This is a genomic window from Tabrizicola aquatica, from assembly GCF_002900975.1.
Classification (GTDB): domain Bacteria; phylum Pseudomonadota; class Alphaproteobacteria; order Rhodobacterales; family Rhodobacteraceae; genus Tabrizicola; species Tabrizicola aquatica.
On sequence record NZ_PJON01000001.1, the window covers coordinates 1,483,378 to 1,508,948 of the forward strand.

Here is a 25,571-nt window from a genome sequence, read left to right on the forward strand (position 1 = left end):
ACCCGGCACGAGGGAACAAGGTGGGGCCGGCCTCGTTGACTCAAAGCGCTTTGGAACCTAGGGTCCGCGCCAAGCCAAAAGGAGACCGCCATGACCATCCGCGTCACCGTCTGGGGCGAGAATGTCCACGAACAGAAAAACCGTGTCGTGGCCGAGATTTATCCCAAGACCATGCACGGCACGATCGCCGAAGCCCTGAACCGGCAGGACGGCATCACCGCCACCACCGCCACCCTGCAGGACCCCGAACACGGGATGACGGCCGAACGGCTGGCGGAAACCGATGTGCTGATCTGGTGGGGCCACGCCGCGCATGGCGATGTGTCGGACGCGGTCACCGAACGGGTGGCCGAGGCGGTCTGGTCCGGCATGGGGATGATCTTTCTGCATTCGGCCCATTTCGCCAAGCCCTTCAAGCGGTTGATGGGCACGCCCTGCAACCTGTCGTGGCGCGAGGCGGGCGAGCGCGAGCGGATCTGGGTCACCAGCCGCCAGCACCCGATCGCGCGTGGCATCCCGGACCATTTCGAGCTGGAAAACGAAGAGATGTATGGCGAGCCCTTTGGCGTGCCGGAACCGATGGAGACTGTCTTTGTCAGTTGGTTCCAAGGCGGCGAAGTGTTCCGCTCGGGCCTGACCTGGCGTCGGGGCGCCGGAAACGTGTTCTACTTCCGCCCGGGGCACGAGACCTATCCGACCTATCACCAGCCCCTGGTGCAGCAGGTCATCGCCAACGCCGTCCGCTGGGCGCACAATCCCGAAGCGCGGTTGGTGGACCCGACCGATGCCCCGAACCGCCCTGTCGCACAGGCGCTGGAGCCGATCGTCGAACGCGGGCCGCGGCTGCACCATGACGGCGAGGCTGGATACCGCTGATGCGTCCTGTCCGGCTTCTGATCCTTGGCACTGGCGGCATGGCAAAGAACCATGCCGAGCATTTCACGGCCATTCCCGGCGTCACCCTGGTGGGGGGCGTCGACACGCGGACCGAGCCGCTGGCGGCCTTTCAGGCGGCGCATGGCATCCCGCATGGCTTTGCCTCGCTGGCCGAGGCCCTGGCCTGGGGCGAGTTCGACGCGGTGACGAACGTGACGCCCGATGCGGCGCATCATGTGACAACCCTGCCCCTTCTGGCCGCTGGCAAGCATGTGTTGTGCGAGAAGCCGCTGGCCACCAACGCCGCCCATGCCGACGAGATGGCCGAAGCGGCGCGCAAGGCGGGCGTGGTGAACATGGTGAACCTGTCCTACCGCAACGTCGCCGCCTTGCAAAAGGCGGCCGAGATGGTGCGCGACGGGGCCATCGGCGAGATCCGGCATTTCGAGGCCTCCTACCTGCAAAGCTGGCTGACCCAGCCCGCCTGGGGCCAGTGGGACCGCGAGCCGCAATGGCTGTGGCGACTGTCCACGGCGCATGGATCGAAGGGCGTCTTGGGGGATGTGGGCATCCATATCCTGGACTTCGCCACCTATATCGCGGGGGTCGAGGCGACGCAGGTCTCTTGCCTGTTGCAGACCTTCGACAAGGCGCCGGGCGGGCGGATCGGGGAGTATGTGCTGGACGCCAACGACAGTGCGACGATGCAGTTGCGGCTGGCCAACGGCGCCTTGGGAACGGTGGCCGCGACGCGCTTTGCCACGGGTCACCTGAACGACCTGCGGCTGCGCCTCTACGGTCTGACCGGCGGGCTGGAGGTCAGTTTCGAGAAGGCCGAAAGCCGGCTGCGCGCCTGCCTTGGGGCGGATGTGCAGACCGCCGTCTGGCATGATGTGGACTGCCCGCCGGTGCCGACGATCTACCAGCGCTTCATCGCCGCGATCCGGGGCGAGGGGCCGTCCGAGCCGGACTTTGCCCGGGGTGCCGGTTTGCAGCGTCTGTTGGACCGGGCCGTGGACTCTTCGGTCGAGGGTGGGCGGCTTCTGGACCTTTAGGGGCTACTCTTCGGGCACGTCGTGCGCTCCTCGCGGTTCTGCGACGCGTGCGCGACGTGCTTGACCGTGTCAGAGCAGCGCCTTGACCCGGGCGGTGAAATCCTCGCCGCGCTTTTCGAAGTTCGGGTACTGGTCGAAGCTGGCGGCAGCCGGGGCGAGAAGGACGACCTCGCCCGGCTCGGCCTCCTCGGCGGCGCGGGCGACGGCGCGGTCCATCGTCTCGCAGATTTCATGCGGGGTCTCGCCCAGTTGCAGGGCGAAGTCGCGGGCGGAATGGCCGATCAGATAGGCCTTCACGACCGACCCCAGAAGCGGCTGCAGCGCGGCGATGCCGCCGTCCTTGCCCAGGCCACCGGCGATCCAGCGGATCTTTGGAAAGGCTTGCAGCGCCTTGGCCGCGCTGTCGACGTTGGTGGCCTTTGAGTCATTGATGAAGCGGACCCCGGAGCGTTCACCGACCAGCTGGCTGCGGTGCGGCAGGCCGGCAAAGCTGTGCAGCGCGCCTTCGATCAGCTTGGGTGCCAGGCCCAGGCTGCGGCAGGCGGCATAGGCGGCGCAGGCGTTCTGGTGGTTGTGGGCGCCGGGCAGGCCCTTGACCTCGCGCAGGTCGATGGACGCCACCTGCCGCCCCTTGCGCCATTCCGACAGGAACCCCTTGCGGGCAAAGACCGACCAGCCGAACCCCTCCAGCTTCTGCCCCGAGGAGATGCGGATCACCCGGTCATCGGCAGCGCCCTGCGCCAGTTGGCCGGCCAGAAAGCGGCCCTCGACCTCGTCCACGCCGATGACCGCCCGGTCGGGGCCGCCCATGGTGAAAAGCCGCGCCTTGGCGGCGAAATAGCCGCCCATCCCGGCGTGCCGGTCCAGGTGATCGGGCGACAGGTTGGTAAAGACCGCCACATCCGGGGTCAGCGCCCGGGCAAGTTCGGTCTGGTAGCTGGAAAGTTCCAGCACCACCACCTCGCCATCGATCGGCGGGTCGATCGAAAGGACCCCCTTGCCGATATTGCCCGCCATCTGCGTCGCGCGGCCGGCGACCTGCAGGATGTGATGGATCAGCGCCGTCGTGGTGGACTTGCCGTTCGACCCGGTGACCGCGATCACCTTTGGCGGGGTCTCCATCTCGGCCCATTCGCTGCTGGCAGCACTTTGGAAGAACAGGCCGATGTCGTTGTCGACCGGAATGCCCTGGTCCAGCGCGCGGGCGATGATCGGGTTCGGCGCGGCGTAAAGATGCGGGATGCCGGGCGAGGTGACCAGACACGCCACCCCTTCCAGCGCGGCATGGCGGGTCAGGTCGGTCAGGGTGAACCCCTCGGCCTCGGCCTTCTGGCGGGCTTCGGGGCTGTCGTCCCACAAAAGCGGCTCGGCCCCGCCGGCCCGCAGCGCGGCGGCCGTGGCCAGGCCCGACCGGCCCAGCCCCAGCACCGCAACCTTCGCCCCCGCAAAGCCCTTGACCGGGATCATGCCTGCCCCCTGCTGTTTCCAGGGGACAGGGATAGGTCAGGACGCGGGAAAGGGAAAGGCTACTCCTGCGACTTGGTCCAGGCGGACAGGCCGGTGGCGACCAGGTCGTACCATTCCCCCGTCTCGCGCATTTCAGAGATGCCGCGGTTCACCATCTCCATATACTCGCCTGCCCGCGGGTTCTTCTTCGAGATCACGAAGTGGTGCGTGTTGAAGGTCGCAAGCGCGGGGTTCAGCGCAACCTTGTCGGTCGCATCAAGTTCCTCGAAATTCGCGGTCGAGGTCTCGATCTCGATGGAATAAAGGTCCACCTCGCCCGCCAGCAGCATCTGCGCGCATTCCATCGGGCTTTTCGGCTGGACGAAAGTCACCGCCGGCGCGGCCAGGCCCTCGACCTCCAGGTCCGAGGTCGGCCAGCCTTCGGGCCGGCAGATCCGCGCCCCGGCATAGTCGCCAAAGCTGCGGGCGGAAGCATAGGGGCTGTCGACCAGGGTGTGGTAGGAATAGGCCACCTCATAGATCGGCAGCGAGAAGTCGAACTCGGTACACATCTTCACCGCGAACTCGCCCAGAAGGTCGATGCGCGAACAGTCGGGCCGCGACCAGGCGATCGACATGTCGAAGGCATTCGTCGGCAGAAGCGTGTCGATATGCGAACCCCAGTCATCGACGTAGGAGATCTTGTAGTCGCGGTCATTGCCGCCGCGCTGCATCGCGGTCGAGGCCATCTGCACATAGATCCCGCCGCCCGGCAGGCTTTGGTCGGTGAAGGGCTTCCAGTCGTTCGAGGTGACGAACTTGACCGCCGGGGCATAGGCGCGCTCGGCCGGACGATTGGCTTCCTGGCGCTCGGTCTCGGCGGTGATGATGGCGGAAAGCTCGCTGTCGGCGGTCAACCGGCCATCTTCGCAGGGCAGGATCAGTTGCAGGCCGACGGGCAGGTTGTTGAAGTTCCGCCCCACCGCATCGCGGTTGGCGTTGAAGATCATCTGATAGTTGTAAGAGCCATAGGCCGCAAAGGCGATCGCGCCCAGCGTGTCGCCCTCCTTGACGGTGTAGGTCGTGCAAGCTTCCTGCGCGGCGGCGGCAAGGGGTGCCAGCAGCGCAAGGCCGGCAAAGGCCGCAAGGCGGGCGCGGTGAATGGTGAATGACATGAAGACTCCCTGATTATTGTTTCTTGGGATCAAGGAATGATCAGGAATGGGCCGATACTTCTGCAATGCTGTGGCAGAAACAAGGAAATCGCCAAGCTTGTTTCCGCATGGGAAACTTCGTGCCGGACGAGGACAAGGATCGGGTGGTGGGCGGATCGCCCACCCTACGCCGCGCCTGCGGTCGGGCCGCAGTTCCTTGTCTCGGGGCTGCGGCGCGGGATGGAGACTCAACCCAAGGGTGAATTGACGCGGGCGTAGGGTGGGTGATTCACCCACCCTTGCGCGGTCTAGCGGACCTTCAGCGTCGCCAGGCCGACCATCGCCAGGATCAGGCTGATGATCCAGAAGCGGATGACGATCTGCGGCTCGGCCCAGCCCTTCTTTTCGAAATGGTGGTGGATCGGGGCCATCAGGAAGATGCGCTTCTTGGTGCGCTTGTAGTACAGGACCTGGACGATCACGCTCAGCGCCTCGACAACGAACAGGCCGCCGACGATGGCCAGCACGATCTCGTGCTTGGTGCAGACGGCGATGGCCCCCAGCGCGCCGCCCAGGGCAAGCGACCCGGTATCGCCCATGAACACCGCCGCGGGTGGCGCATTGTACCACAGGAACCCCAGCCCCGCCCCGAAAAGGGCGGCGGTAAAGACCAGCAGGTCGCCGGTCCCGGGCACGAAGTGGACGTCCAGATACTCGGTGAAGTTCGAGTTGCCGACCACATAGGCGATGATGCCCAAGGTGCCGCCCGCGATCATCACCGGCATGATTGCCAGCCCATCCAGCCCGTCGGTCAGGTTCACCGCATTGGCCGCGCCCACGATCACGATCATGCCGAAGGGCACGAAGAAAAGCCCCAGGTTCAGCAGCGCATCCTTGAAGAAGGGAAAGGCCAGCTGGTTCGTCAACTCGGGTGGGTGGAACATCGACGCGGCATAGCTGGCCAGCGCCGCGATCAGAAGGCCAAGGCCCATCCGCACCTTGCCCGAGACGCCCTTGGTGTTCTGCTTCGTGACCTTGGCATAGTCGTCGGCAAAGCCGATCAGGCCAAAGGCCAGGGTCACCAGGATCACGATCCAGACGAAGGGATTGTCCAGCCGCGCCCAAAGCAGGGTCGAGACCATCAGCGCCGACAGGATCAGAAGGCCCCCCATCGTCGGCGTGCCCGCCTTGGACAGGTGCGATTGCGGCCCGTCATCGCGGATCGGCTGGCCCTTGCCCTGCTTGCGGCGCAGAAGGTCGATCAGCGGGCGACCGAAGATGAAGCCGAAGATCAGCGCCGTCACGAAGGCCCCGCCGGCCCGGACGGTGATATAGCGGAACAGGTTGAACACACCGCCGCCATCGGCAAACTCGGCCAGCCAGTAAAACATCTAGAGGGTCCCTTCTTTCGGGCCAGCGGCCTGCCCCATTTTGCGCAAGCCGTCAACAACCAGGCTGACCTTCGACCCCTTGGAGCCCTTGACCAGCAGGATATCCCCCGCATCGACCAGGCTGCGGGCGCGGGGGGCCAGTTCGGCCGCGGTCTCGACCCAGTCACCGCGCTGCTGGCGCGGCAGGGCGTCGTGCAGCGCCCGCATCCGGGGGCCGACGCAATGGATCAGGTGGACGGCCGACAGGCCCGGATGCTGGGCGATGTCGGCGTGCAGCGCGGCCTCGGTCGGTCCAAGCTCCAGCATGTCGCCCAGGATGGCAATCCGCCGCCCGCCACCGACGCGGCCGATCCCGTCGGTCGGGGTGGCGGCGATCAGCACATCCAGGGCGGCGGCCATCGAGGCGGGGTTGGCGTTGAACGCGTCGTCGATCAGGTCGAAGAAGGTCTCTTCGACGATATCCAGCACGATCCGCTCGCGCTGGCCGCGCCCGGCGGGCGGCGCCCAGCGGCCCAGGTCATGCGCGGCTATCATCGGGTCGGCCCCCAGCGCCTCGGCCACTGCCAGCGCCCCCAGCGCGTTCAGCGCGAAGTGGCGGCCGGGGGTCGCGACCTTGAACAGCATCGGCTCGCCCCGGCGGCTGGCCTGGCAGACCGTCGCCTCGTCGGCGATGCGGGCGTCGAGGAGGCGGAAGTCCGCGCCCTCGGCCAGGCCGAAGGCAATCGGCTTTGCCCCGACCGCCGCAGCCTTTGCCCGCAGGATCGGCGTCGTCGCGATATCGGCGTTGAAGATCGCCACGCCGCCGGGGACCAGCCCGTCGAAGATCGCGGCCTTTTCCCGGGCGATGCCCTCGACGCTGTCGAAAGCCTCCAGGTGCGCGGGCGCGACGGTCGTGACCATCGCCACGTCCAGCCGGGCCAGGCGGGCCAGGGGCGCGATTTCGCCCGGGTGGTTCATCCCGATCTCGATCACGGCAAAATCCGTATCGGCAGGCATACGCGCCAGGGTCAGCGGCACGCCCCAATGGTTGTTGTAGCTGGCTTCCGCCGCATGGGTCTTGCCCTGCCCCGCCAGAATCGCGCGCAGCATCTCCTTGGTCGAGGTCTTGCCGACCGATCCGGTGACCCCCACCACCCTCGCGCTGGTCCGGGCGCGGGCAAAGGCCCCCAGCGCCTCCAGCGCCCGCAGGACATCTGGCACGATCAGCAGCGGCGCATCCGGCGACAGGCCCTCGGGGATATTGCTGACCAAGGCCGCCGCCGCGCCTTTCTCCAGCGCCTGGGCGACGAAATCATGGCCATCGCGCACATCCTTCAGCGCGACGAACAATTCGCCCGGTTGCAGCGTGCGCGTGTCGATCGAGACGCCGGTGGCCTGCCAGTCGGACGTGACCCGCCCGCCCGTCGCTTGCGCCGCATCGGCCGAGGTCCAGAGCATCAGATCACCCTATCCAAAGCGGCAACGGCGACGGAAGCCTGCTCCACATCGTCGAAAGGATAGATGTCGGTGCCGACGATCTGCCCGCTTTCATGGCCCTTGCCGGCAATCAGCAGCGCGTCGCCCGGCAACAGGGCATCGACCGCACGCAGGATCGCCTCGGCCCGGTCGCCGACCTCATGCGCGTCGGGGCAGGCTTGCAGGATTGCGGCGCGGATCGAGGCGGGGGCCTCGGTCCGGGGGTTGTCATCGGTCACATACAGCACATCGGCATGGGCCCGGGCGGCAGCCCCCATCAGCGGGCGCTTGGTGCGGTCGCGGTCGCCGCCTGCGCCGAAAACAACGATGATCCGGCCCATCACATGCGGGCGCAGCGCCTTCAGCGCGGTCTCAAGCGCGTCGGGGGTATGGGCATAGTCCACATAGACCGCCGCCCCGTTCTTCCGGGTCGCGGCCAGTTGCATCCGGCCGCGCACCCCGGCAAGGCGTGGCAGGACGGACAGCACCGCCTCGGGCGCCTCGCCGGCCGCGATGGCCAGCCCGGCGGCCACTGCGACATTCTCGGCCTGGAAGGCACCGATCAGACCCAGCCGGGTCTGGAAGGCCCGGCCCTGCCACAGATAGCGCACCTCTTGCCCGGTCGGATCAGGCCGGGTCGCGGCGATCTGCAGGTCAGCGCCCGGCCCCTTGCCCACGGTCAGCACCCGCAGCCCCCGCGCCAGCGCAAGTTCCGCCATGTCATCGCCGCGCGCGCCGTCCAGGTTGACCACCGCCACCCCATCCTCGGGCAGAAGTCGGGTGAAAAGCTGGGCCTTGGCCTGGAAATAGGCCTCCATCGTGCCGTGATAGTCCAGATGATCCTGCGTCAGGTTGGTGAACCCGGCCGCCCGCAGCCGCACCCCGTCCAGCCGCCGCTGGTCGATCCCGTGCGAGGAGGCCTCCATCGCCGCATGGGTGACGCCCGAGCTTGCAGCGGCGGCCAACAGCTTTTGCAGCGTGATCGCGTCCGGCGTCGTGTGACTGGACGGCGCGGTCCAGGCCCCCTCGATCCCGGTTGTGCCGATGTTGATCGCCTCGTGTCCCAGCGCAGTCCAGATCTGCCGGATGAAGGTCGCGACACTGGTCTTGCCGTTGGTTCCGGTCACCGCGACCATCACCTCGGGCTGGGCACCGAACCACAGGGCGGCGGCCCCGGCCAGGGCGGCGCGCGGGTCTTCGGCCACGACAAGGGCCGCATCGCCATCGGCCAGCGACTGCGCGGCCAGGCGCAGCCCCTCGGCATCGGTCAGGATCGCGGCCGCGCCCTGCTCCAGCGCCGCCGGGATGAACTGGGCCCCATGCACCGCGCTTCCGGGAAGGGCCGCGAACAGCATCCCCGCCCGCACCGCGCGGCTGTCGGCCGTCAGGCCCGACAGCGCCGGGTCGCGGCCGGCCCGGGCGGTCAACCCAAGGTCGGATAGCCGTATCGCGCGCGCTGTCATGGCAAGGCCCCCGTCAGTTGCTGGCGGCTGTTACCGCATCCGTTGCCGGGGGTTCAAGCTTGGGCCGCAGCCCCATGAGCGGGGCGACGCGCCGGATGATCTCGGAGGCGACGGGCACCGCCGTCCAGCCCGCCGTGCGCCGCGCCTCGGAAAGCGTGGTGTCCATGGGTTCGTCCAGCGTCACGATCAGCACATATTGCGGATTGCTGGCCGGAAAGACCGAGGCGAAGGTGTTGATCACCTTGTCGTCATAATAGCCGCCGGACTTCTTGGGCTTGTCCGCCGTGCCGGTCTTGCCGGCAACCTCATAGCCCGGCACTTCGCCCAAGCTGGCCGTGCCTTCCGTCACCACGCGGCGCAGCATCTTGACCGACTCCATCGCAGTCGTCTCGCTCATCACCCGGACGCCGGTGGTGGGGCCTTCGCGCTTCAGAAGCGTGGGCTTGATCATCACCCCGCCGTTGGCGATGGCGGCATAGGCGGCGGCCAGGTGCATCGGGCTGGCCGACATGCCGTGCCCGTACGAGGTGGTGATCGTCACGATCTCGGGCCATTTCTTCGGGATCAGCGGCCGGGCGCCGGGGGCTTCGACCAATTCGACCGGGGTCGGCTCAAAAAAGCCAAGGCTTTTCAGGAACGCCTGCTGGCGCAAGGGGCCGATCATCAGCGCGATATGCGCGGTGCCGACGTTCGACGACTTGGCGATGACATCCGTCACCGAAAGAAGCGGGCCATAGTTCTTGCCCTCGAACTCCTTGATCTTGTGACGGCCCCATTGCATCGGCGCATTGGCATCGACCAGCGTCTCGGGCCCGACCAGGCCCAACTCCATCGCCTGGGCGGTGGCAAAGATCTTGAAGGTCGAACCCAGTTCATAGACCCCCTGCACCGCCCGGTTGAACAGCGGGCTGTCACCCGGTTCCGCCTTGGGATCGACCAGCGGGTTCGGCCGGTCGTTCGGGTCGAAGTTCGGCAGCGAGGCAAGGGCGATGATCTCGCCCGTGCGCGCGTCCATCAGGATCGCGGCCGCGCCCTTGGCATTCAGCATGGTCATACCGGCGTAAAGCACTTCCTCGACCGTGGCCTGGACGCCAAGGTCCAGCGACAGGGTCAGGGGCTTGCCCGCCTGGGCCGGATCGCGCAGCCGCGCGTCCAGCGCCTTTTCGACGCCGGCGGTGCCGATCACCTCGGCCGAGTGCACGCCTTCCGCCCCGAACGAGGTGCCGCCAAGGACATGCGCGGCCAGCGTGCCGTTGGGGTAAAGCCGCATCTCGCGCGGGCCGAAGAGAAGGCCGGGATCGCCGATCTCATGCACCAGTTGCATCTGTTCGGGGGAAAGGACCTTCTTGATCCAGACAAAGCTGCGCCCGTCGGTAAAGCGGCGCTCCAGCGCGGCGGGGTCAAGGTCGGGGAAGATCTCGGCCAGCTTCCGCGCGGTGCCCTTGGGGTCGACCATGACCTTGGGATGCGCATAAAGCGCGTGGGTGGTCATGTTGGTCGCCAGGATGCGGCCGTTGCGGTCGGTAATGTCGGCACGCTGCGCCAGGATCTCGGCCCCCGGGGCGCGGGCGCGGGGTTCCACCGGGTCGGTCGCGGCCATCAGGCCCATCCGCGCGCCAATGGCACCGAAGGCACAGACAAAGCTGACACACAGGATCAACAGGCGGAATTCGGCCCGCGAACGGGATTTCTCGCGCTGCGCCTCGTGTCGCAGGCGCAGGTTTTCCTTCTCGATCTGGTCGGGGTTCAGCCCGTCCTCGCGGGCCTGCAGGATGCGGGCCAGGGGACGCAGGGGGGTGCGCATCTTACAGGCCCTCCTCGCTGGGGGTTTCGCCCTGGATGTCGACGGGGAAGTCGATCGCGGGCAGCGATTGGCGCGGATAGGCGACCTGGGCGGCACTGCCGAACTGGCTGGGTTCCATCGGCAAGAGGCCCAGCCGGTCGAAGTTGACCGTCGCCAGGTCGCGCAGGCGGTCGGGGCGGTTCAGATAGGCCCATTCGGCGCGCTGCACCGACAGCGCCTCGCGCAGGCCGACGATCTGGCGTTGCAGGCTTTCCACCTCTTTCAGCGCCGATTGCGTGGCATAGTTCTCGCGGTAGGCCCAGAATCCCAGCGCGATCAGGGCAAGAAACGACAGCACATACAACACGGGGCGCATCAGCGACGGCCTTTCTTCTGGATCTCGGGCAGGCCAAGCTCGGCCGCCGAAAGGGTCTTTGCCGGGGCTTCCGTCCGCCGACCGACCCGCAGCTTGGCCGAGCGGGCGCGCGGATTGCGGGCGACCTCGGCCTCATCCGGGGCCACGGCCTTGCGGGTGACCATCTGGAACCGCGCCTCGGTATCGGCCTTGGCGGGGGCGTAGCGGTTGGCGTTGGACTCGTGCCCGCTGGCAAGCTGGAAGAAGCGTTTGACGATCCGGTCCTCCAGGCTGTGGAAGGTGACCACGGCCAGAAGCCCGCCCGGTTTCAACGCCCGTTCGGCGGCGGCCAGCCCGTCGGCCAGTTCCTGGAATTCGGTGTTCACCGCGATGCGGATCGCCTGGAAGCTGCGGGTCGCGGGATGGCTTTGCCCCGGCTTCGGGCGTGGCAGGCATTTCGAGACGATCTCGGCCAGCTTCGCCGTCGTGGTGATCGGTTCCACCGCCCGTGCCGCGACGATGGCATGGGCAATCCGGCGCGAGGCACGCTCCTCGCCATAGTGATACAGGATATCGGCCAGCACGCCCTCATCGGCGGTGTTCACCAGGTCCGCCGCACTTGGCCCGGCCTGACTCATCCGCATGTCGAGCGGGCCGTCCTTCATGAAGGAAAAGCCCCGTTCCGCCTGGTCCAGCTGCATCGAGCTGACGCCAAGGTCCAACACCACGCCGTCCAGCGCCTCACCGGCCAGATTGTCCAGGTCCGAGAACGTCCCCGCCACCAGCCGCACCCGGTCGCCAAAGGGCGCGGCCCAAGCGGCGGCCATCTGCAAGGCCAGGGGATCGCGGTCCACGCCGATCACCCGGTCGGCCCCCGCCGCCAAAAGCGCACGGGTATAGCCGCCCGCCCCCAGGGTGCCGTCCAGCCAAAGACCCTGGACCGGGGCACACTCCCGCACGATCGCCTCGATCAAGACCGGAACATGGGGATCATCAGAGGAGCGGACAGCGTCAGGAGACCGGGGCAGCGGACCCTTCATGGCCCTACCCCGCCCGCTTGTGCCGCCCGACCAGCGTCAGCGGATCGATGTCATCGTCATCTTCGGCGGCCAGTTCAGCCTCGTAGACTTCCTTGCGATACAGGCGGAAACGGTTGGTGAAACCGGCAAGGGCGGCCTCGGCCTCGGCCGGCAGGTCGCCGGCGAACCCCATCTTCTCGCGCACTTTCGGCGGCAGGACGATGCGGCCGTCGGCGTCGATCTCGACCATCACCGACCGGCTGATCAGGTCGCGCTCGGCGCGCATCCGCTCGGGCGAGCCCATGTCCATCGCCTCGATATCCGCCGCCAGCTGGTCGGCGCCGCGCTTGGAATAGCATTCGACAAAGGTCCGCGACTTGCCACCATAGACCATGTACAGCCGCGCGCCGCCCTTTTCGCCCTTCTGGGGATCGTCCGCGTTCAGAACGGCACGAAAGGCCGCCGGGATCGAGACCCGCGCCTTTCCGTCTACCTTCTGGTAGAACTCGCCTCTGAACGCCTCTGCCATTGCCTGGCCTTTTCAAATTCACGTCAAGCCCGAGGCGATGGAAATAAAATGGCGGACCGGGTTGCTGCCACTACCCGATCCGCCGCTGTCCCATCGCTGGGCGTCCAGCTACGCGCGCCACCTGGGGGAGATGTCTGCTCGCTCGCGCGCCGGATCTGTACGTCCGATGAAAGGGGCTGCCTGTATGAAGCTGCCTTACGCCTTTGGTTCGGGGTCTTTAGTCCGCCCCTGACTTTCACGTGCCCATCTCATCGTCGTGAGATAGTGATGACTGGGATCGTATGGGAAATCAAGGGAAATGTTGGGAGATCACCCCACCATCTGGTACCGCGCCGGGGGGTGAAGCAGCATCTTGTGGCTGCGCGGGCGGGGGAAAATGCAAACTCTAGGAAGTATGCCCCCAGGTCTCCGCTAGATGTAGTGGCCCCTCACGCACAGTAACCGTCCCGTGAATTCCCTCGACGCCCCCGCCAAGCACGCCGCGACCGGCGCTTTCCCGGGTTTCCAGACGGTATCTGCGCAGAATCAGCCACCGCGGCCACCGGTTTCCCGTGCCGGTCCCATAAATTCCCAGGGGATGTGATTCGAAAGACTCAGGTCGGCGGGCGGTCGAACAGCAGGCGCAGATAGCGTTCCAGGTGGTCGAACGCCTCGCGCGCGGGGGTGGGGGTGTCCAGCGCCTTGGCGACGACGACGCCGCCCTGCACCGCGACCTGGAACAGCTGCGCCAGGCTTTCGGCCGTGACGCCCGGCACCGGATGGGCGGCCAGCGCGGCGACAAGATGCGGGCGGACATGCTCGGCACCCGAGCCGATGCTCTCGGCCGCTGCCTGCCGGATCGGGGGCGAGCTTTCATAGGCTTCCTGCACCGTGGTGCCGGCGACGCAGGAAAATTCGGGGATCGGCTGGTCCAGAAGCTGCCGGCGCAGGTCGATGTAGGCGAAAACCCGGTCCAGCGGATCGGGCAGGCTGTTGTAGGGATGGGCCGCGAACATCGCCCCGGTGGTGGTGGTCCAGTCCTGGACCAGGGCCACGCCCAGCGCCTCTTTGCTGGGGAAATGGTGGAAGAAGGCGCCCTTCGTCACTCCGGCGGCGGCGCACAGGTCATCGACACTGGTCGCGGCAAAGCCCTTGTGGCGCACAAGGCTGCGCGCGGCCGCCAACAGCCGCGCGCGCGCTTCGCCCCGGGGAACGCGGGTCACTATGGTCACATGGGCACCGGCAAACTCATGCCCCCTTGTCCCAGAGGGCGGGATCAGGTGTCAACACGGCCCATTTCAGCCCGAACGGATCGGACAAGAGCCCCCAGGTATCGCCCCAGAATTGCCGCTCGAACGGGGCGACAACCTTGCAGCCCGCCGCGACGGCCCGGTCCCACCAGGCCTGCCCGTCCGGGACCACCAGTTGCAGATGCCCGCGCGGCAAGGGGTCGCCGCCGCCATCCACGCTGGACATGCCGGTCTCGTCCGTCAGCATCAGGGCACCGCCGTTGATCTCGACCTGCAGGTGCATGAACTGGCCCGGCCGGTCGGGATAGGGCATCCGGCCCAGGTCCTTTGCCGCAAAGGCGCGGATGTAGAAATCCGCCGCCGCGCCGGATTGGCCGGCAAGGCAAAGATAGGGGATCACCCCCTGCATCACCCGATCCTCGGGGCGATAGCGTTGGTCTGCGGGAATGTCGTCCATCATCGCCACCTATGCCGCCGCTGCCTGGACCACCGCCAGGTCGATCTTGCCCATGCCCATCACCGCCTGCAGCACGCGCTCTGCCTTTTCTCGGTCGGGCGAGGCAAGAAGCCGCGAGGCTTCCTCGGGCACCACCTGCCACGACAACCCGTAGCGGTCCTTCAGCCAGCCGCAGGGACCGTGGCTCCCGCCATCGGCGGCCAGCGCCTCCCACAGGCGGTCGGTCTCGGCCTGGTCCGGCGTTTCGACCATGATCGAGACGCATTCCGACAGCGGGAACATCGGGCCCGCGTCCAGAAGCTGATAGGCGACGCCGTTCAACGTCAGGTCGATCACCTCGAAATGCATGTTGCCTTCGGGGCCGCCGTTGTCGCTGACAAACACCGCGCCGACATGGCTGTTCGGGATCAGGCTGCAGTAGAACGCGGCGGCTTCACGGCCACGGCCGTTGAACCACAGGACAGTACGAATGGAATGGGTCATGGGTCTGGTCCTCCTCTGACAAAGACAATACCAACCAGTTGGTATGTATTCAACCCCAAAGAAAACCCGGCACGCGAAAGCCTGCCGGGCAAAGGATTGGTCAGGCCATGCCGCCGGCGACCAGACGGCGCGCCAGGGCGCGGTAGGGCTCGGCCAGGGGGCTGTCGGTCGCGGCGATGGGCGTGCCGCTGTCGCCGGCAACCCGCACATCCAGCGCAAGGGGAAGCTCGCCCAGGAACGGCAGGTCCAGCTTGGCCGCCTCGGCCTTCACACCGCCATGGCCGAAGATCGGGGTGACATGCCCGCAGTTCGGGCAGCAGAAGGTGGACATGTTCTCGATCAGGCCCAGGACCGGAGTCTTCAGCTTGGCAAACATGTCCAGCGCCTTGCGCGCATCCAGAAGCGCCACATCCTGCGGCGTGCTGACGACCAGCGCCCCGGTCAGCTGGGTCCGCTGGCACAGCGTCAGCTGCACATCCCCGGTTCCGGGCGGCAGGTCGATGATCAGCACATCCAGCTTGCCCCAGGCCACCTGCCCCAGCAACTGCTGCAAGGCCCCCATCAGCATCGGCCCGCGCCAGACCACCGCCTCGTCCTCTTTCAGCATCAGGCCGATCGACATCATCGTGACGCCATGCGCGACCAAAGGCTCGATCGTCTTGCCATCGGGCGAGGCGGGGCGGCGGTTGACGCCCATCATCTTCGGCTGGCTTGGCCCATAGATATCGGCGTCCAGCAGGCCCACGCGCCGCCCCTCACGCGCCAGGGCAACCGCCAGGTTCGAGGCGACGGTGGACTTGCCCACGCCCCCCTTGCCCGAGGCGATGGCGACGATCCGGTCGATCCCCGAGATCCGCTGCGGCCCGCCCTGCTGCGGGGTCGGGTGCTGGCCGATCTTCAGGCTGGGCGGCGCAGCCTTGGGGGCCGGGCCATGCGCCGTCATCACCACCTGGACCGAGGTCACCCCCGCCAGCGCCTTCAGCCGAACCTCCGCCTCGGCCTGGGCTTGGGCCAGGGCGCGCGCCTCGTCAGGGGTCGCGGCCTCGATCACGAAGCGCACGGCGCCATCGTCCACCGCAAGCGCGCGAATCAGGTCACGGCTGACCAGATCGCCCCCGCCTGGGTGCGCGACCCCAGCCAGCACCTGCATCACCGCGTTCCGATCGACTGCCATCGTTTCCCCCGTCGCACAAGATTTCCACTAAGGTCGTGATCTTTGCGCAGCTAGGCAAGGGCTGTTGACCAAACGCTCAAATATTCGGCGAAGGGATTAATAAAGCATGACAATTTCGTGACCTCAGCCATGCGGATGCTGCATGGCAGCATTGCGATGGGGCGGTATTGTGCAGTCGCAGCAATCGGCCCATGTTACCGGCAACAGCGCAACAGAACGTTGCTGAACCGAATAGAGGCTTCGAACACCATGGCTTATGTCAACAGCACCCGCTTTGCCCGCAAGGGCCTTCTGGACCGCCTGGCCGACCTGAAGGCCGTGGCCCTGACCGCGATCCACACCCGCCGGGTCTATGCCCGCACCGTGGCCGAGTTGAACGCCCTGACCGACCGCGAGCTGTCCGATCTGGGCATCAGCCGTCTGTCGATCGCCCAGGTCGCCCGTGAGGCCGCCTACGGCAAGTAAGGTTTCGTGAGGTCCCGATCCTCCTCCCCGGGGCCTGTGCGATCAGCGGCGATGCCCTCCTCCTCCCTGGCATCGCCGCATCTTCAAACCGGGTGACCCTCTCCTCCTCCCTTGGGTCATCTGGCCGCGGCGGCCCCTCTCCTCCTCCCTCGGGGCCGCCGCAAAAACCTTCGGACCGCAAGGTCCACCCGCTTTGGATGCCCTCTCCTCCTCCCTTGGGCATCTGAACAGGCGGCGGCTCCTCTCCTCCTCCCTGGGGTCGCCGCATCTTCTTCCGGGCCGCAAGGTCCAAACCATTGGGCACCCTCTCCTCCTCCCTGGGTGTTCGATACTGCGGCGGTGCCACTCCTCCTCCCAGGCACCGCCGCCCCCATTCCGGGCCGCAAGGTCCAAACCATTGGGCACCCTCTCCTCCTCCCTGGGTGTTCGATACTGCGGCGGTGCCCCTCCTCCTCCCTGGGCACCGCCGCCCCCATTCCGGGCCGCAAGGTCCACGTCATTGAGCGCCCTCTCCTCCTCCCTGGGCGGCTCATATCGCGGCGGTGCCACTCCTCCTCCCAGGCACCGCCGCCTTTTTCCCGCACCGCCCGACCGCCCATCGTCAAGCCAGACGGCCGCGCGTCTCGCCCCGTCCTTCCCCCCTTGCGGACCAGCACCTGCCACCGGATAGTCCGGCGACCTTTGCAGGGGGCGGGATGCGGCTATCGGTGATTTCGGCGGCGGTGGTGGCGGCGCTGGTGGGCTATGCGGCCAGCGTGGCGATCGTGCTGGCGGCGGCGACCGCACTGGGGGCCACGCCGACACAGGCGGCAAGCTGGCTGCTGGCCGTCTCGCTGGCCAAGGCGGCGGGTTCGGCCTTTCTGTCCTGGCAATCGCGCGTGCCCGTGGTGCTGGCCTGGTCCACCCCCGGTGCGGCCCTGATCGCCGCGACCGAGGGCATTACCCTGGCCGAAGGCGTGGGCGCCTTCATCGTCGCGGGCCTTCTGATCGCCGCAACCGGGCTGGTGCGCCCGCTGGGGGCGCTGGTGGCGAAGATCCCCGACGGCATCGCTGCGGCGATGTTGGCCGGGGTCCTGCTGCCCTTCTGCCTGAAGGGCGCCGGAGCGGCCCAGGCCTTGCCGGCCATCATCCTGCCGATGGTCGCGGTCTTTCTGGCGGTGCGCTTGCTGAACCCCGCGCTGGCGGTGCTGGCGGCCTTCGCCACGGGCGTCATTCTGGCGCTGGTCACGGGGACGGACCTGTCGACCCTCACCCTCGCCGCCCCGGTCTTGGAGCCGATCCTGCCCGAGTTCCGATTGTCGGTGGTCCTGGGCCTGGGCCTGCCGCTTTACCTTGTGACCATGGCCAGCCAGAACCTGCCCGGCTTCGCCACCCTGCGCGCGGCGGGGTATGAGCCGCCGGTCGCCCCCGCCCTGACCGTGACCGGGCTTCTGTCCGCCCTATCCGCGCCGTTCGGGGCGCATACCGTCAGCATGGCCGCCATCACCGCCGCGATCTGCCTTGGCCCCGACGTCCACCCCGACAAGGACCGCCGCTGGATCGTCGGCCTGGCCTATGCCGCCGCCTGGGTGATCCTGGGGCTTCTGTCGCCGACCGTCCTGCAACTCCTTGCCGCCCTGCCTGCCCCCGTGGTGCTGGCACTGGTCGCGCTGGCGCTTCTCTCCCCCCTGATGGGCGCCCTGAGCGGCGCCTTCGCCGAACCGTCGCAGCGTTTCGCCGCCACCCTGACCCTGGCCGTCACCGCATCCGGCGTCGCGGCGTTCGGGATCGGGGCGGCGTTCTGGGGGCTGGTGGCCGGCATCGCAGTGCAGCTGCTGGAGCGGCTGCGGCGCTAAACCCCGCAGGTCTGCCGCCCGGCCTCGATCAGCGGCTCGACATCGCCCCCCGCCGCCCCCCGGTGCGAGATCAGCGTCAACAGCGCCACGCATTGCGTCGCGGCCAGCGTTGCCGGGACCGGCAAGGCCCGGCCGGCCAGCGCCGCCTCGAACCCCGATTGCAGGGCGTCCAGATATTCGCCCATCGCCGCCGCCACCGCCGGCTCGCCCCGCAAGGGGCCGGAACCGGTCCGCATCAGATAGCAGCCGCGCCAGCCTTCGGCCCGTACGCCCAGGGCCAGCCGGTCCCAGAACGCCCCCGGCCCCTGGTCGCGCAGCGTGGCCAGCATCCCGGCCAGAACGCCGTTGCGGTACAGGGTCAGCGTTTCGGCCACCAGGTGCTGCTTGTCGGGCCAACGCGCGTAAAGCGCCTTCCGCGACAGTCCGGTCGCCTGGACAATCTCGCCATAGGCCGCAGTCTCGGCGCCCCTGGACCAGAACAGCGCCAGCGCAGCCGCCAAGGCAGCATCCTCCTTCAGGTCTGGCATTGAAACCTCCGCCTTGACAAGAGAACGATCATTCCCCACCACTAGAGAACAACCATTCTCAGGAGCGACCATGCCAGCGATCACCGTCACCCGCAAGACCCGCGCCACTCCGGCAACCGCCTGGGCGCTGCTGTCCGATTTCGGCGCCATCGACGCCTTCAACCCGACGCTCAAGGAATCGCACCTTCTGGAGGGCTCCTGCGAGATCGGTCTGGGGGCCGAGCGGCAATGCACGCTGAAGGACGGCAGCAACTACATCCACGAACGCGTCATCGACTGGCAGGAAGGGCGGTCCTACCGGATCGCGGTGTTCGGCGGCACCATGCCGATGGACGATATCACGGCCGAACTTGCGGTCGCGCCGGACCTTCAGGGGGCGGTCCTGCGGATGACCATGACCTACCGGCCGCGCTGGGGCCTGGCCGGCCGTCTGGTCGAGCCGGTGCTGCTGCGCCCGATGATCCGGCGGACGATGCGCAAGGTTCTGGAAGGCCTGGCCACGAAGGCCGAGGCGACGCACCCCACACGTCGCGCCGCCTGACCGGCCGGGCGCAAATCTTTTCGAAAAGATCTGCACATTCCATCGAAGGAATTTGGCGCCTTAGAACGGCACTTCATCCGCCTGGTCCGCCGGGATCACCCAGCGCGCGACGACCTTTTTCGACCCGGCGTGGTCGAACTCGATATCCAGCTTGTCGCCTTCGATCCCGATGATCTCACCATAGCCGAACTTCTGGTGGAACACCCGGTCCCCCAGCACGTAAGGCGACACCGCCTCGGCGTCGATCACCACATGCCGCGCCTCTTGCGGCTGGCGAATCGGGCGGACGTTGGAATGTTCCTGCATTCGCCGCCAACCTGGTGAGTTGTAGACATCGGCCTTCGACACCCGCTCTTCCAGGGCCGAGCCAAAGCCGACATGCGCCGCCGCGCCATAGCCCCCGCCATAAAGGCCGGGGGCGGTCAGCACCTCGACATGATCGGGCGGCAACTCGTCGATGAAGCGGCTGGGAAGCTGGCTTTGCCATTGCCCATAGACCCGGCGATTGGAGGCGAAGCTGATCGTGCACAGCTCCTCGGCCCGGGTAATGCCAACGTAAGCCAGCCGCCGCTCCTCCTCCAATCCCTTCACCCCGCTTTCGTCCATGCTGCGCTGGCTGGGGAACAACCCGTCCTCCCACCCCGGCAGGAACACGACCGGAAACTCCAGCCCCTTGGCCGCGTGAAGGGTCATGATCGTGACCTTCTCCTCGGCGCCTTCCGTCTCGTTGTCCATGATCAGGCTGACGTGTTCCAGGAAGCCTTGCAGGTTGTCGAACTGCTCCAGCGCCTTGACCAGTTCCTTCAGGTTGTCCAGCCGGCCAGGGGCCTCGGGCGTCTTGTCGTTCTGCCACATCTCGGTGTAGCCGCTCTCGTCCAGGATGGTCTCGGCCAGGCGGATATGGTCGTACTCCGGGTGCAGCGTGGCCATGTGCCAGCGATCCACCCCGTCGACAAAGGCGCGCAGTTGCGACGCGCCCTTGCCCGGGATCACGCCCTTGGCCAGCGCCTCGCGCGCGCCGTCGAGGAGTGAGACCCCCGCCGCCCGGGCCAGCACGTTGATCTTGGACTGCGCGGTGTCGCCCAAGCCGCGCTTCGGCAGGTTCACCACCCGCTCGAACGCCAGATCATCCTCGGGGCTGACCGCCAATCGGAAATAGGCCATCGCATCGCGGATTTCCTGGCGTTCATAGAAGCGCGGGCCGCCGATCACCCGGTAGGGCAGACCGATGGTCAGGAACCGATCCTCGAACGCCCGCATCTGGTGGCTGGCGCGGACGAGGATCGCCATTTCGTCTAACGAGAACTTCTTCAAACCATACGCTCGAAGCGCTCCGATCATATTCTCTGCGTTCGGCTCGTCGCGAAGAAGATTAATCACGAGGTTGCACGTCTTCAGGTCTCGATACACCCGCCCACTCTCGAACGCGTCCTTGATGTATTGTTGCTCGTCAACTGGCCCAAGTCCCGCCTTGGCTCTGCGATCGAGTTCCTGTTGAAAGCTAGTAAGCCGAGGATTGAACCTGTCTTTTGCCTCTGGTGATCGACCTGAGTGATGTTCCTCGATTTTCTCCCCAATCGATCTGGCTTCTTCTTCGCCGTCCCAAAGGCCGATCAGCTTAACTTGTTGTCCCGAACGTGAATCAGTCCACAGCGTCTTGCCCAGCCGCCCGGCGTTCTTTGCGATCACCCCCGAGGCCGCCGCCAGGATATGCCCGGTCGAGCGATAGTTCTGCTCCAGCCGGATCACCGTGGCGCCGGGAAAATCCTTTTCGAACCGCAGGATGTTGCCCACCTCGGCCCCGCGCCAGCCATAAATCGACTGGTCGTCATCGCCCACGCAGCAGATGTTCTTGTGCGCCTGCGCCAGCAGCCGCAGCCAGAGGTACTGGCAGACGTTGGTGTCCTGATACTCATCCACCAGGATATAGCGGAACCAGCGTTGGTATTGCTGCAGCACGTCCGGGTGGGTCTGAAAGATCGTCACGCAATGGAGGAGGAGGTCGCCGAAATCGGTGGCGTTCAGCGTTTTCAGCCGGTCCTGGTAGGCCGCGTAAAGCTCGGTTCCCCGGTTGTTGTAAGCCCCCGCTTCCGAGGACGGCACCTTTTCGGGCGTCCAGGCGCGGTTCTTCCAGCCGTCTATCAGCCCGGCCAGCATCCGCGCCGGCCAGCGCTTTTCGTCGATGTTCGCGGCCAGCACCAACTGCTTCAGCAGCCGCAGCTGATCGTCGGTGTCCAGAATGGTAAAGTTCGGCTTCAGCCCGACCAGTTCGGCATGCCGCCGCAGGATCTTGACCGACAGCGAGTGGAAGGTGCCCATCCAGGGCATCCCCTCGGCCACCTCTCCCAGCAGGCGGCCGACGCGATCCTTCATCTCGCGCGCGGCCTTGTTGGTGAAGGTCACCGCCAGAATTTCGTTCGGGCGGACCTGCCGCTGGCGCAGCAGATGCACGATCCGCGCGGTCAAGGCCTTGGTCTTGCCGGTCCCCGCCCCGGCCAGCATCAGCACCGGGCCGTCCAGAGCCTCGACCGCCGCGCGCTGTGCGGGGTTCAGGTCGTCCAGATATGGCGCCGCCCGCCCCGCCATCGCGCGCTGCGACAGGGGCACGGGGGCAGCTGCGGCGGCCGCAAAGGCCTCATTTTCATCCCAACCGGTCATGCCTTGCAGTATATACGCATCCCCGCCCGGGGAAAGTCCCGCGTTCACCGATTGTTCAGGCCAGCGCCCAACGTGATGTTTGCGCTAACACCACACCCGCCGCCCATGTCGCATTTCCGTAGGGATTCGGCGGCAAAGACACTTGCGCTGCATTGCAGCACCTGTAACGTCCTTCCGTCCAGCCTGGGGGAGGCCCGTAGATGCCCGAGTTCAAGAAGATCCTGGTTGCCAACCGTGGGGAAATCGCGATCCGCGTGATGCGGGCGGCGAACGAGATGGGCAAGAAGACCGTCGCGGTCTACGCCGAAGAGGACAAGTTGGGCCTCCACCGCTTCAAGGCGGATGAGGCCTACCGGATCGGCGAGGGGCTGTCGCCCGTGGGCGCCTATCTGTCGATCCCCGAGATCATCCGCGTCGCCAAGATGGCCGGGGCCGATGCGATCCATCCGGGCTATGGCCTTCTGTCCGAGAACCCCGATTTCGTCGATGCTTGCGACCAGGCCGGGATCACCTTCATCGGCCCCCGCGCCGAGACGATGCGCGCCCTTGGCGACAAGGCCAGCGCCCGCCGGGTGGCGATGGAGGCGGGCGTGCCCGTCATCCCCGCGACCGAGGTCCTGGGCGAGGATATGGCCCTGATCAAGCGGCAGGCCAAAGAGGTCGGCTATCCCCTGATGCTCAAGGCCTCCTGGGGCGGCGGCGGGCGCGGGATGCGGCCGATCCTGAGTGAGGACGAACTGGAGGCCAAGGTCCGCGAAGGCCGGCGCGAGGCAGAGGCCGCCTTTGGCAACGGCGAGGGGTATCTGGAAAAGATGATCCTCCGCGCCCGGCATGTCGAGGTGCAGATCCTGGGCGACAAGCAGGGCAACGTCTGGCACCTGTGGGAACGCGACTGCACCGTCCAGCGCCGGAACCAGAAGGTCGTCGAACGCGCCCCCGCCCCCTACCTCACGCAGGAACAGCGCGAGGAAGTCTGCGAGATGGCCAAGCGCATCACCGGCCATGTGAACTATGAATGCGCGGGCACGGTCGAATTCCTGATGGATATGGATTCGGGCAAGTTCTACTTCATCGAGGTGAACCCCCGCGTCCAGGTCGAGCATACCGTCACCGAGGAAGTCACCGGGATCGACATCGTCCAGGCGCAAATCCTGATCGAGGAAGGCAAGTCCCTGCCCGAAGCCACCGGCGTCGCCTCTCAGGCCGAGGTCAAGCTGAACGGCCACGCGCTGCAATGCCGCGTGACGACCGAGGACCCGCTGAACAATTTCATCCCGGATTATGGCCGCCTGACCGCCTATCGCAGCGCCACCGGCAACGGCATCCGGCTGGATGGCGGCACGGCCTATGCCGGGTCGGTCATCACGCGCTATTACGATTCGCTTCTGGTGAAGGTCACCGCCCACGCCCAGACGCCGGAAAAGGCGATCTCTCGCATGGACCGGGCCTTGCGCGAATTCCGCATCCGCGGGGTCGCGACGAACATCGAATTCGTCATCAACCTGCTGAAACACCCGACCTTCCTGAACGACACCTACACGACCAAGTTCATCGACACGACGCCCGAGCTTTTCAACTTCAAGCGCCGCAAGGACCGGGCGACCAAGATCCTGACCTATATCGCCGACATCACGGTGAACGGTCACCCCGAAACAGCCGGCCGCCCGAAACCCCATGCCGAGGCCAAGGCTCCGAAGCCCCCCGCGCTGAAAGCCGAACCCGCGATGGGCACCCGCAACCTGCTGGAGCAGAAGGGCCCGCAGGCTGTCGCCGACTGGATGAAGGCGCAGACCAAGGTCCTGCTCACCGACACCACGATGCGCGACGGACACCAGTCGCTGCTGGCCACCCGGATGCGCTCGATCGACATGATCCGGGTCGCGCCCGCCTATGCCGCGAACCTGCCGCAACTCTTCAGCGTCGAATGCTGGGGGGGTGCCACCTTCGACGTGGCCTACCGCTTCCTGCAGGAATGCCCCTGGCAGCGACTGCGCGACCTGCGCGCGGCCATGCCTAACCTGATGACGCAGATGCTGCTGCGCGCGTCGAACGGCGTGGGCTATACCAACTACCCGGACAATGTGGTGCAGGCTTTCGTGAAACAGGCCGCCGTCAGTGGCGTGGACGTGTTCCGCGTCTTCGACAGCCTGAACTGGGTCGAAAACATGCGCGTCGCGATGGATGCGGTGGTCGAGGCGGGCAAGGTCTGCGAAGGCACGATCTGCTATACCGGCGATCTTCTGGACCCCGCGCGACCCAAGTATGACCTGAAATACTACGTCGCGATGGGCAAGGAACTGAAAGCCGCCGGCGCGCATGTGCTGGGACTGAAGGACATGGCGGGCCTGCTGAAGCCAGCCGCCGCACGCGTTCTGGTCAAGGCCCTGAAGCAAGAGGTCGGCCTGCCGATCCACTTCCACACCCACGACACCTCGGGCGCGGGCGCGGCCACGATCCTTGCCGCCTGCGACGCCGGCGTGGATGCCGTGGACGCGGCGATGGACGCCTTCTCGGGCGGCACGTCGCAGCCCTGCCTTGGCTCCATCGTCGAGGCGCTGAAGAACACCGAACGCGACACCGGCCTTGATATCAAGGCGATCCGCGAGATCTCGAACTACTGGGAACAGGTCCGCGCCCAGTATGCCGCCTTCGAATCCGGCATCCCCGCCCCTGCGTCCGAGGTCTATCTGCACGAAATGCCCGGCGGCCAGTTCACCAACCTCAAGGCCCAGGCGCGGTCCCTGGGGCTGGAGGACCGCTGGCACGAGGTCGCCCAGACCTATGCCGATGTGAACCAGATGTTCGGCGATATCGTGAAGGTGACGCCTTCGTCCAAGGTCGTCGGCGACATGGCCCTGATGATGGTGGCCCAGAACCTGACCCGCGCGCAGGTCGAGGACCCCGCCATCGACGTGGCCTTCCCCGATTCGGTGGTGGACATGCTGAAAGGCAACCTTGGCCAACCGCCCGGCGGCTGGCCCAATGGCATCCTGGCCAAGGTCCTGAAGGGCGAGGCCCCGATGACCGACCGTCCCGGCCAGCACCTGCCGCCCGTGGACCTGGAAGCCACCCGCGCCCGTCTGGCCGAGGACCTGCGCCTTGGCGCTGAGGAGGCCGAGGGCGAAACCGTGGATGACGAGGACCTGAACGGCTACCTCATGTATCCCAAGGTTTTCATGGATTACCGCACCCGCCACCGGCTTTACGGCCCGGTGCGCGTGCTGCCGACGCTGACCTTCTTCTACGGCATGCAGCCTGGCGACGAGATTTCGGCCGAGATCGACCCCGGCAAGACGCTGGAAGTGCGCCTGCAGGCCGTGGGCGAAACGACGGACGACGGCGAAGTGAAGGTGTTCTTCGAGCTGAACGGTCAACCGCGTGTCATCCGCGTGCCGAATCGCGCCGTGAAGGCCAAGACCGCCGCGCGGCCCAAGGCCCAGGACGGCAACCCGGCCCATGTCGGCGCGCCGATGCCGGGGGCAATCGCCTCGGTCGCGGTGACGGTGGGCCAGAAGGTCCGCGCCGGCGATCTGCTGTTGAACATCGAGGCGATGAAGATGGAAACCGGCCTGCACGTCGACCGCGAAGCGGTGGTCAAGGCGATCCACGTCACCCCCGGCGCGCAGATCGAGGCGAAGGACCTGCTGGTCGAACTGGAGTAAGGGAGTAGGGTGGG

General features: G+C 66.8%; 21 protein-coding genes. 6 read left to right on the forward strand and 15 right to left on the reverse strand.

Annotation, left to right across the window (positions count from 1 at the left end; all coding sequences use genetic code 11):
• Nucleotides 1–90: 90 nt before the first annotated feature.
• The gene (locus CXR42_RS07295; RefSeq protein ID WP_103256757.1) at nt 91–876 is read left to right on the forward strand and encodes a ThuA domain-containing protein; all 786 of its coding nucleotides are present in this window, start codon (nt 91–93) and stop codon (nt 874–876) included.
• Nucleotides 876–1,931 carry a Gfo/Idh/MocA family protein gene (locus CXR42_RS07300; RefSeq protein WP_103256758.1) on the forward strand — a complete coding sequence of 352 codons (1,056 nt, stop codon included), beginning with the start codon at nt 876–878 and terminating at the stop codon, nt 1,929–1,931. The genes CXR42_RS07295 and CXR42_RS07300 overlap by 1 nt, the downstream gene beginning before the upstream one ends.
• 69 nt (nt 1,932–2,000) lie before the next feature.
• Here the strand turns inward: CXR42_RS07300 and murD are convergent, their stop codons facing one another.
• The 13 genes from murD to CXR42_RS07365 all read right to left on the reverse strand — a co-directional run bounded on the left by murD (nt 2,001) and on the right by CXR42_RS07365 (nt 15,869).
• Nucleotides 2,001–3,398 carry a UDP-N-acetylmuramoyl-L-alanine--D-glutamate ligase gene (gene murD, locus CXR42_RS07305; protein ID WP_103256759.1) on the reverse strand — a complete coding sequence of 466 codons (1,398 nt, stop codon included), beginning with the start codon at nt 3,396–3,398 and terminating at the stop codon, nt 2,001–2,003.
• Between the two features lie 59 nt (nt 3,399–3,457).
• The gene (locus CXR42_RS07310) at nt 3,458–4,552 is read right to left on the reverse strand and encodes a LysM peptidoglycan-binding domain-containing protein (protein ID WP_103256760.1); all 1,095 of its coding nucleotides are present in this window, start codon (nt 4,550–4,552) and stop codon (nt 3,458–3,460) included.
• A 287-nt stretch (nt 4,553–4,839) separates the two neighbouring features.
• On the reverse strand, nt 4,840–5,922 hold the full coding sequence (gene mraY, locus CXR42_RS07315) for a phospho-N-acetylmuramoyl-pentapeptide-transferase (protein ID WP_103256761.1): 1,083 nt from the start codon (nt 5,920–5,922) through the stop codon (nt 4,840–4,842).
• Complete coding sequence (locus CXR42_RS07320; protein WP_103256762.1) at nt 5,923–7,359, reverse strand: UDP-N-acetylmuramoyl-tripeptide--D-alanyl-D-alanine ligase; 1,437 nt, start codon at nt 7,357–7,359, stop codon at nt 5,923–5,925.
• Nucleotides 7,359–8,840 carry a UDP-N-acetylmuramoyl-L-alanyl-D-glutamate--2,6-diaminopimelate ligase gene (locus CXR42_RS07325; protein ID WP_103256763.1) on the reverse strand — a complete coding sequence of 494 codons (1,482 nt, stop codon included), beginning with the start codon at nt 8,838–8,840 and terminating at the stop codon, nt 7,359–7,361. Before CXR42_RS07325 ends, CXR42_RS07320 begins: the two co-directional genes overlap by 1 nt.
• A gap of 13 nt (nt 8,841–8,853) precedes the next feature.
• Nucleotides 8,854–10,644 (reverse strand): peptidoglycan D,D-transpeptidase FtsI family protein, encoded by a 1,791-nt coding sequence (locus CXR42_RS07330; protein ID WP_103256764.1) that lies wholly within the window; start codon nt 10,642–10,644, stop codon nt 8,854–8,856.
• Between the two features lies 1 nt (nt 10,645).
• Nucleotides 10,646–10,999 (reverse strand): cell division protein FtsL, encoded by a 354-nt coding sequence (ftsL, locus tag CXR42_RS07335; protein WP_103256765.1) that lies wholly within the window; start codon nt 10,997–10,999, stop codon nt 10,646–10,648.
• Nucleotides 10,999–12,018 (reverse strand): 16S rRNA (cytosine(1402)-N(4))-methyltransferase RsmH, encoded by a 1,020-nt coding sequence (rsmH, locus tag CXR42_RS07340; RefSeq protein ID WP_103256766.1) that lies wholly within the window; start codon nt 12,016–12,018, stop codon nt 10,999–11,001. The genes ftsL and rsmH overlap by 1 nt, the downstream gene beginning before the upstream one ends.
• A gap of 4 nt (nt 12,019–12,022) precedes the next feature.
• The gene (locus CXR42_RS07345) at nt 12,023–12,526 is read right to left on the reverse strand and encodes a division/cell wall cluster transcriptional repressor MraZ (protein ID WP_103256767.1); all 504 of its coding nucleotides are present in this window, start codon (nt 12,524–12,526) and stop codon (nt 12,023–12,025) included.
• Between the two features lie 593 nt (nt 12,527–13,119).
• A complete protein-coding gene (locus tag CXR42_RS07350) occupies nt 13,120–13,728 on the reverse strand; it encodes a TetR/AcrR family transcriptional regulator (protein WP_219727922.1) in 609 nt (202 codons plus the stop codon).
• Nucleotides 13,729–13,753: 25 nt separating this feature from the next.
• Nucleotides 13,754–14,212 (reverse strand): VOC family protein, encoded by a 459-nt coding sequence (locus CXR42_RS07355; protein ID WP_103257085.1) that lies wholly within the window; start codon nt 14,210–14,212, stop codon nt 13,754–13,756.
• Nucleotides 14,213–14,221: 9 nt separating this feature from the next.
• Nucleotides 14,222–14,695, reverse strand: coding sequence for a VOC family protein (locus CXR42_RS07360; RefSeq protein ID WP_103256769.1), 474 nt, complete (start codon nt 14,693–14,695; stop codon nt 14,222–14,224).
• A gap of 100 nt (nt 14,696–14,795) precedes the next feature.
• Nucleotides 14,796–15,869, reverse strand: a complete 1,074-nt coding sequence (locus tag CXR42_RS07365; protein WP_103256770.1) for an Mrp/NBP35 family ATP-binding protein — start codon at nt 15,867–15,869, stop codon at nt 14,796–14,798.
• 249 nt (nt 15,870–16,118) lie between these two features.
• On the opposite strand from CXR42_RS07365, the gene CXR42_RS07370 reads away from it, so the two are divergent.
• Together CXR42_RS07370 and CXR42_RS07375 are read left to right on the forward strand one after the other, a co-directional pair.
• Complete coding sequence (locus tag CXR42_RS07370) at nt 16,119–16,334, forward strand: DUF1127 domain-containing protein (protein ID WP_103256771.1); 216 nt, start codon at nt 16,119–16,121, stop codon at nt 16,332–16,334.
• A 695-nt stretch (nt 16,335–17,029) separates the two neighbouring features.
• The gene (locus tag CXR42_RS07375; RefSeq protein ID WP_103256772.1) at nt 17,030–18,169 is read left to right on the forward strand and encodes a benzoate/H(+) symporter BenE family transporter; all 1,140 of its coding nucleotides are present in this window, start codon (nt 17,030–17,032) and stop codon (nt 18,167–18,169) included.
• Here CXR42_RS07375 and CXR42_RS07380 read toward each other — a convergent pair.
• Nucleotides 18,166–18,696 carry a TetR/AcrR family transcriptional regulator gene (locus CXR42_RS07380; protein WP_180995985.1) on the reverse strand — a complete coding sequence of 177 codons (531 nt, stop codon included), beginning with the start codon at nt 18,694–18,696 and terminating at the stop codon, nt 18,166–18,168. The genes CXR42_RS07375 and CXR42_RS07380 overlap by 4 nt on opposite strands.
• Before the next feature lie 70 nt (nt 18,697–18,766).
• Here CXR42_RS07380 and CXR42_RS07385 point away from each other — a divergent pair, with 70 nt between their 5' ends.
• A complete protein-coding gene (locus tag CXR42_RS07385) occupies nt 18,767–19,237 on the forward strand; it encodes an SRPBCC family protein (RefSeq protein WP_103256774.1) in 471 nt (156 codons plus the stop codon).
• A gap of 60 nt (nt 19,238–19,297) precedes the next feature.
• Here the strand turns inward: CXR42_RS07385 and CXR42_RS07390 are convergent, their stop codons facing one another.
• Nucleotides 19,298–21,895 (reverse strand): ATP-dependent helicase, encoded by a 2,598-nt coding sequence (locus tag CXR42_RS07390; RefSeq protein ID WP_103256775.1) that lies wholly within the window; start codon nt 21,893–21,895, stop codon nt 19,298–19,300.
• Between the two features lie 200 nt (nt 21,896–22,095).
• Between CXR42_RS07390 and CXR42_RS07395 the strand changes: the two genes are divergently transcribed.
• The gene (locus CXR42_RS07395) at nt 22,096–25,557 is read left to right on the forward strand and encodes a pyruvate carboxylase (RefSeq protein ID WP_103256776.1); all 3,462 of its coding nucleotides are present in this window, start codon (nt 22,096–22,098) and stop codon (nt 25,555–25,557) included.
• The last annotated feature ends 14 nt before the right edge of the window (nt 25,558–25,571 follow it).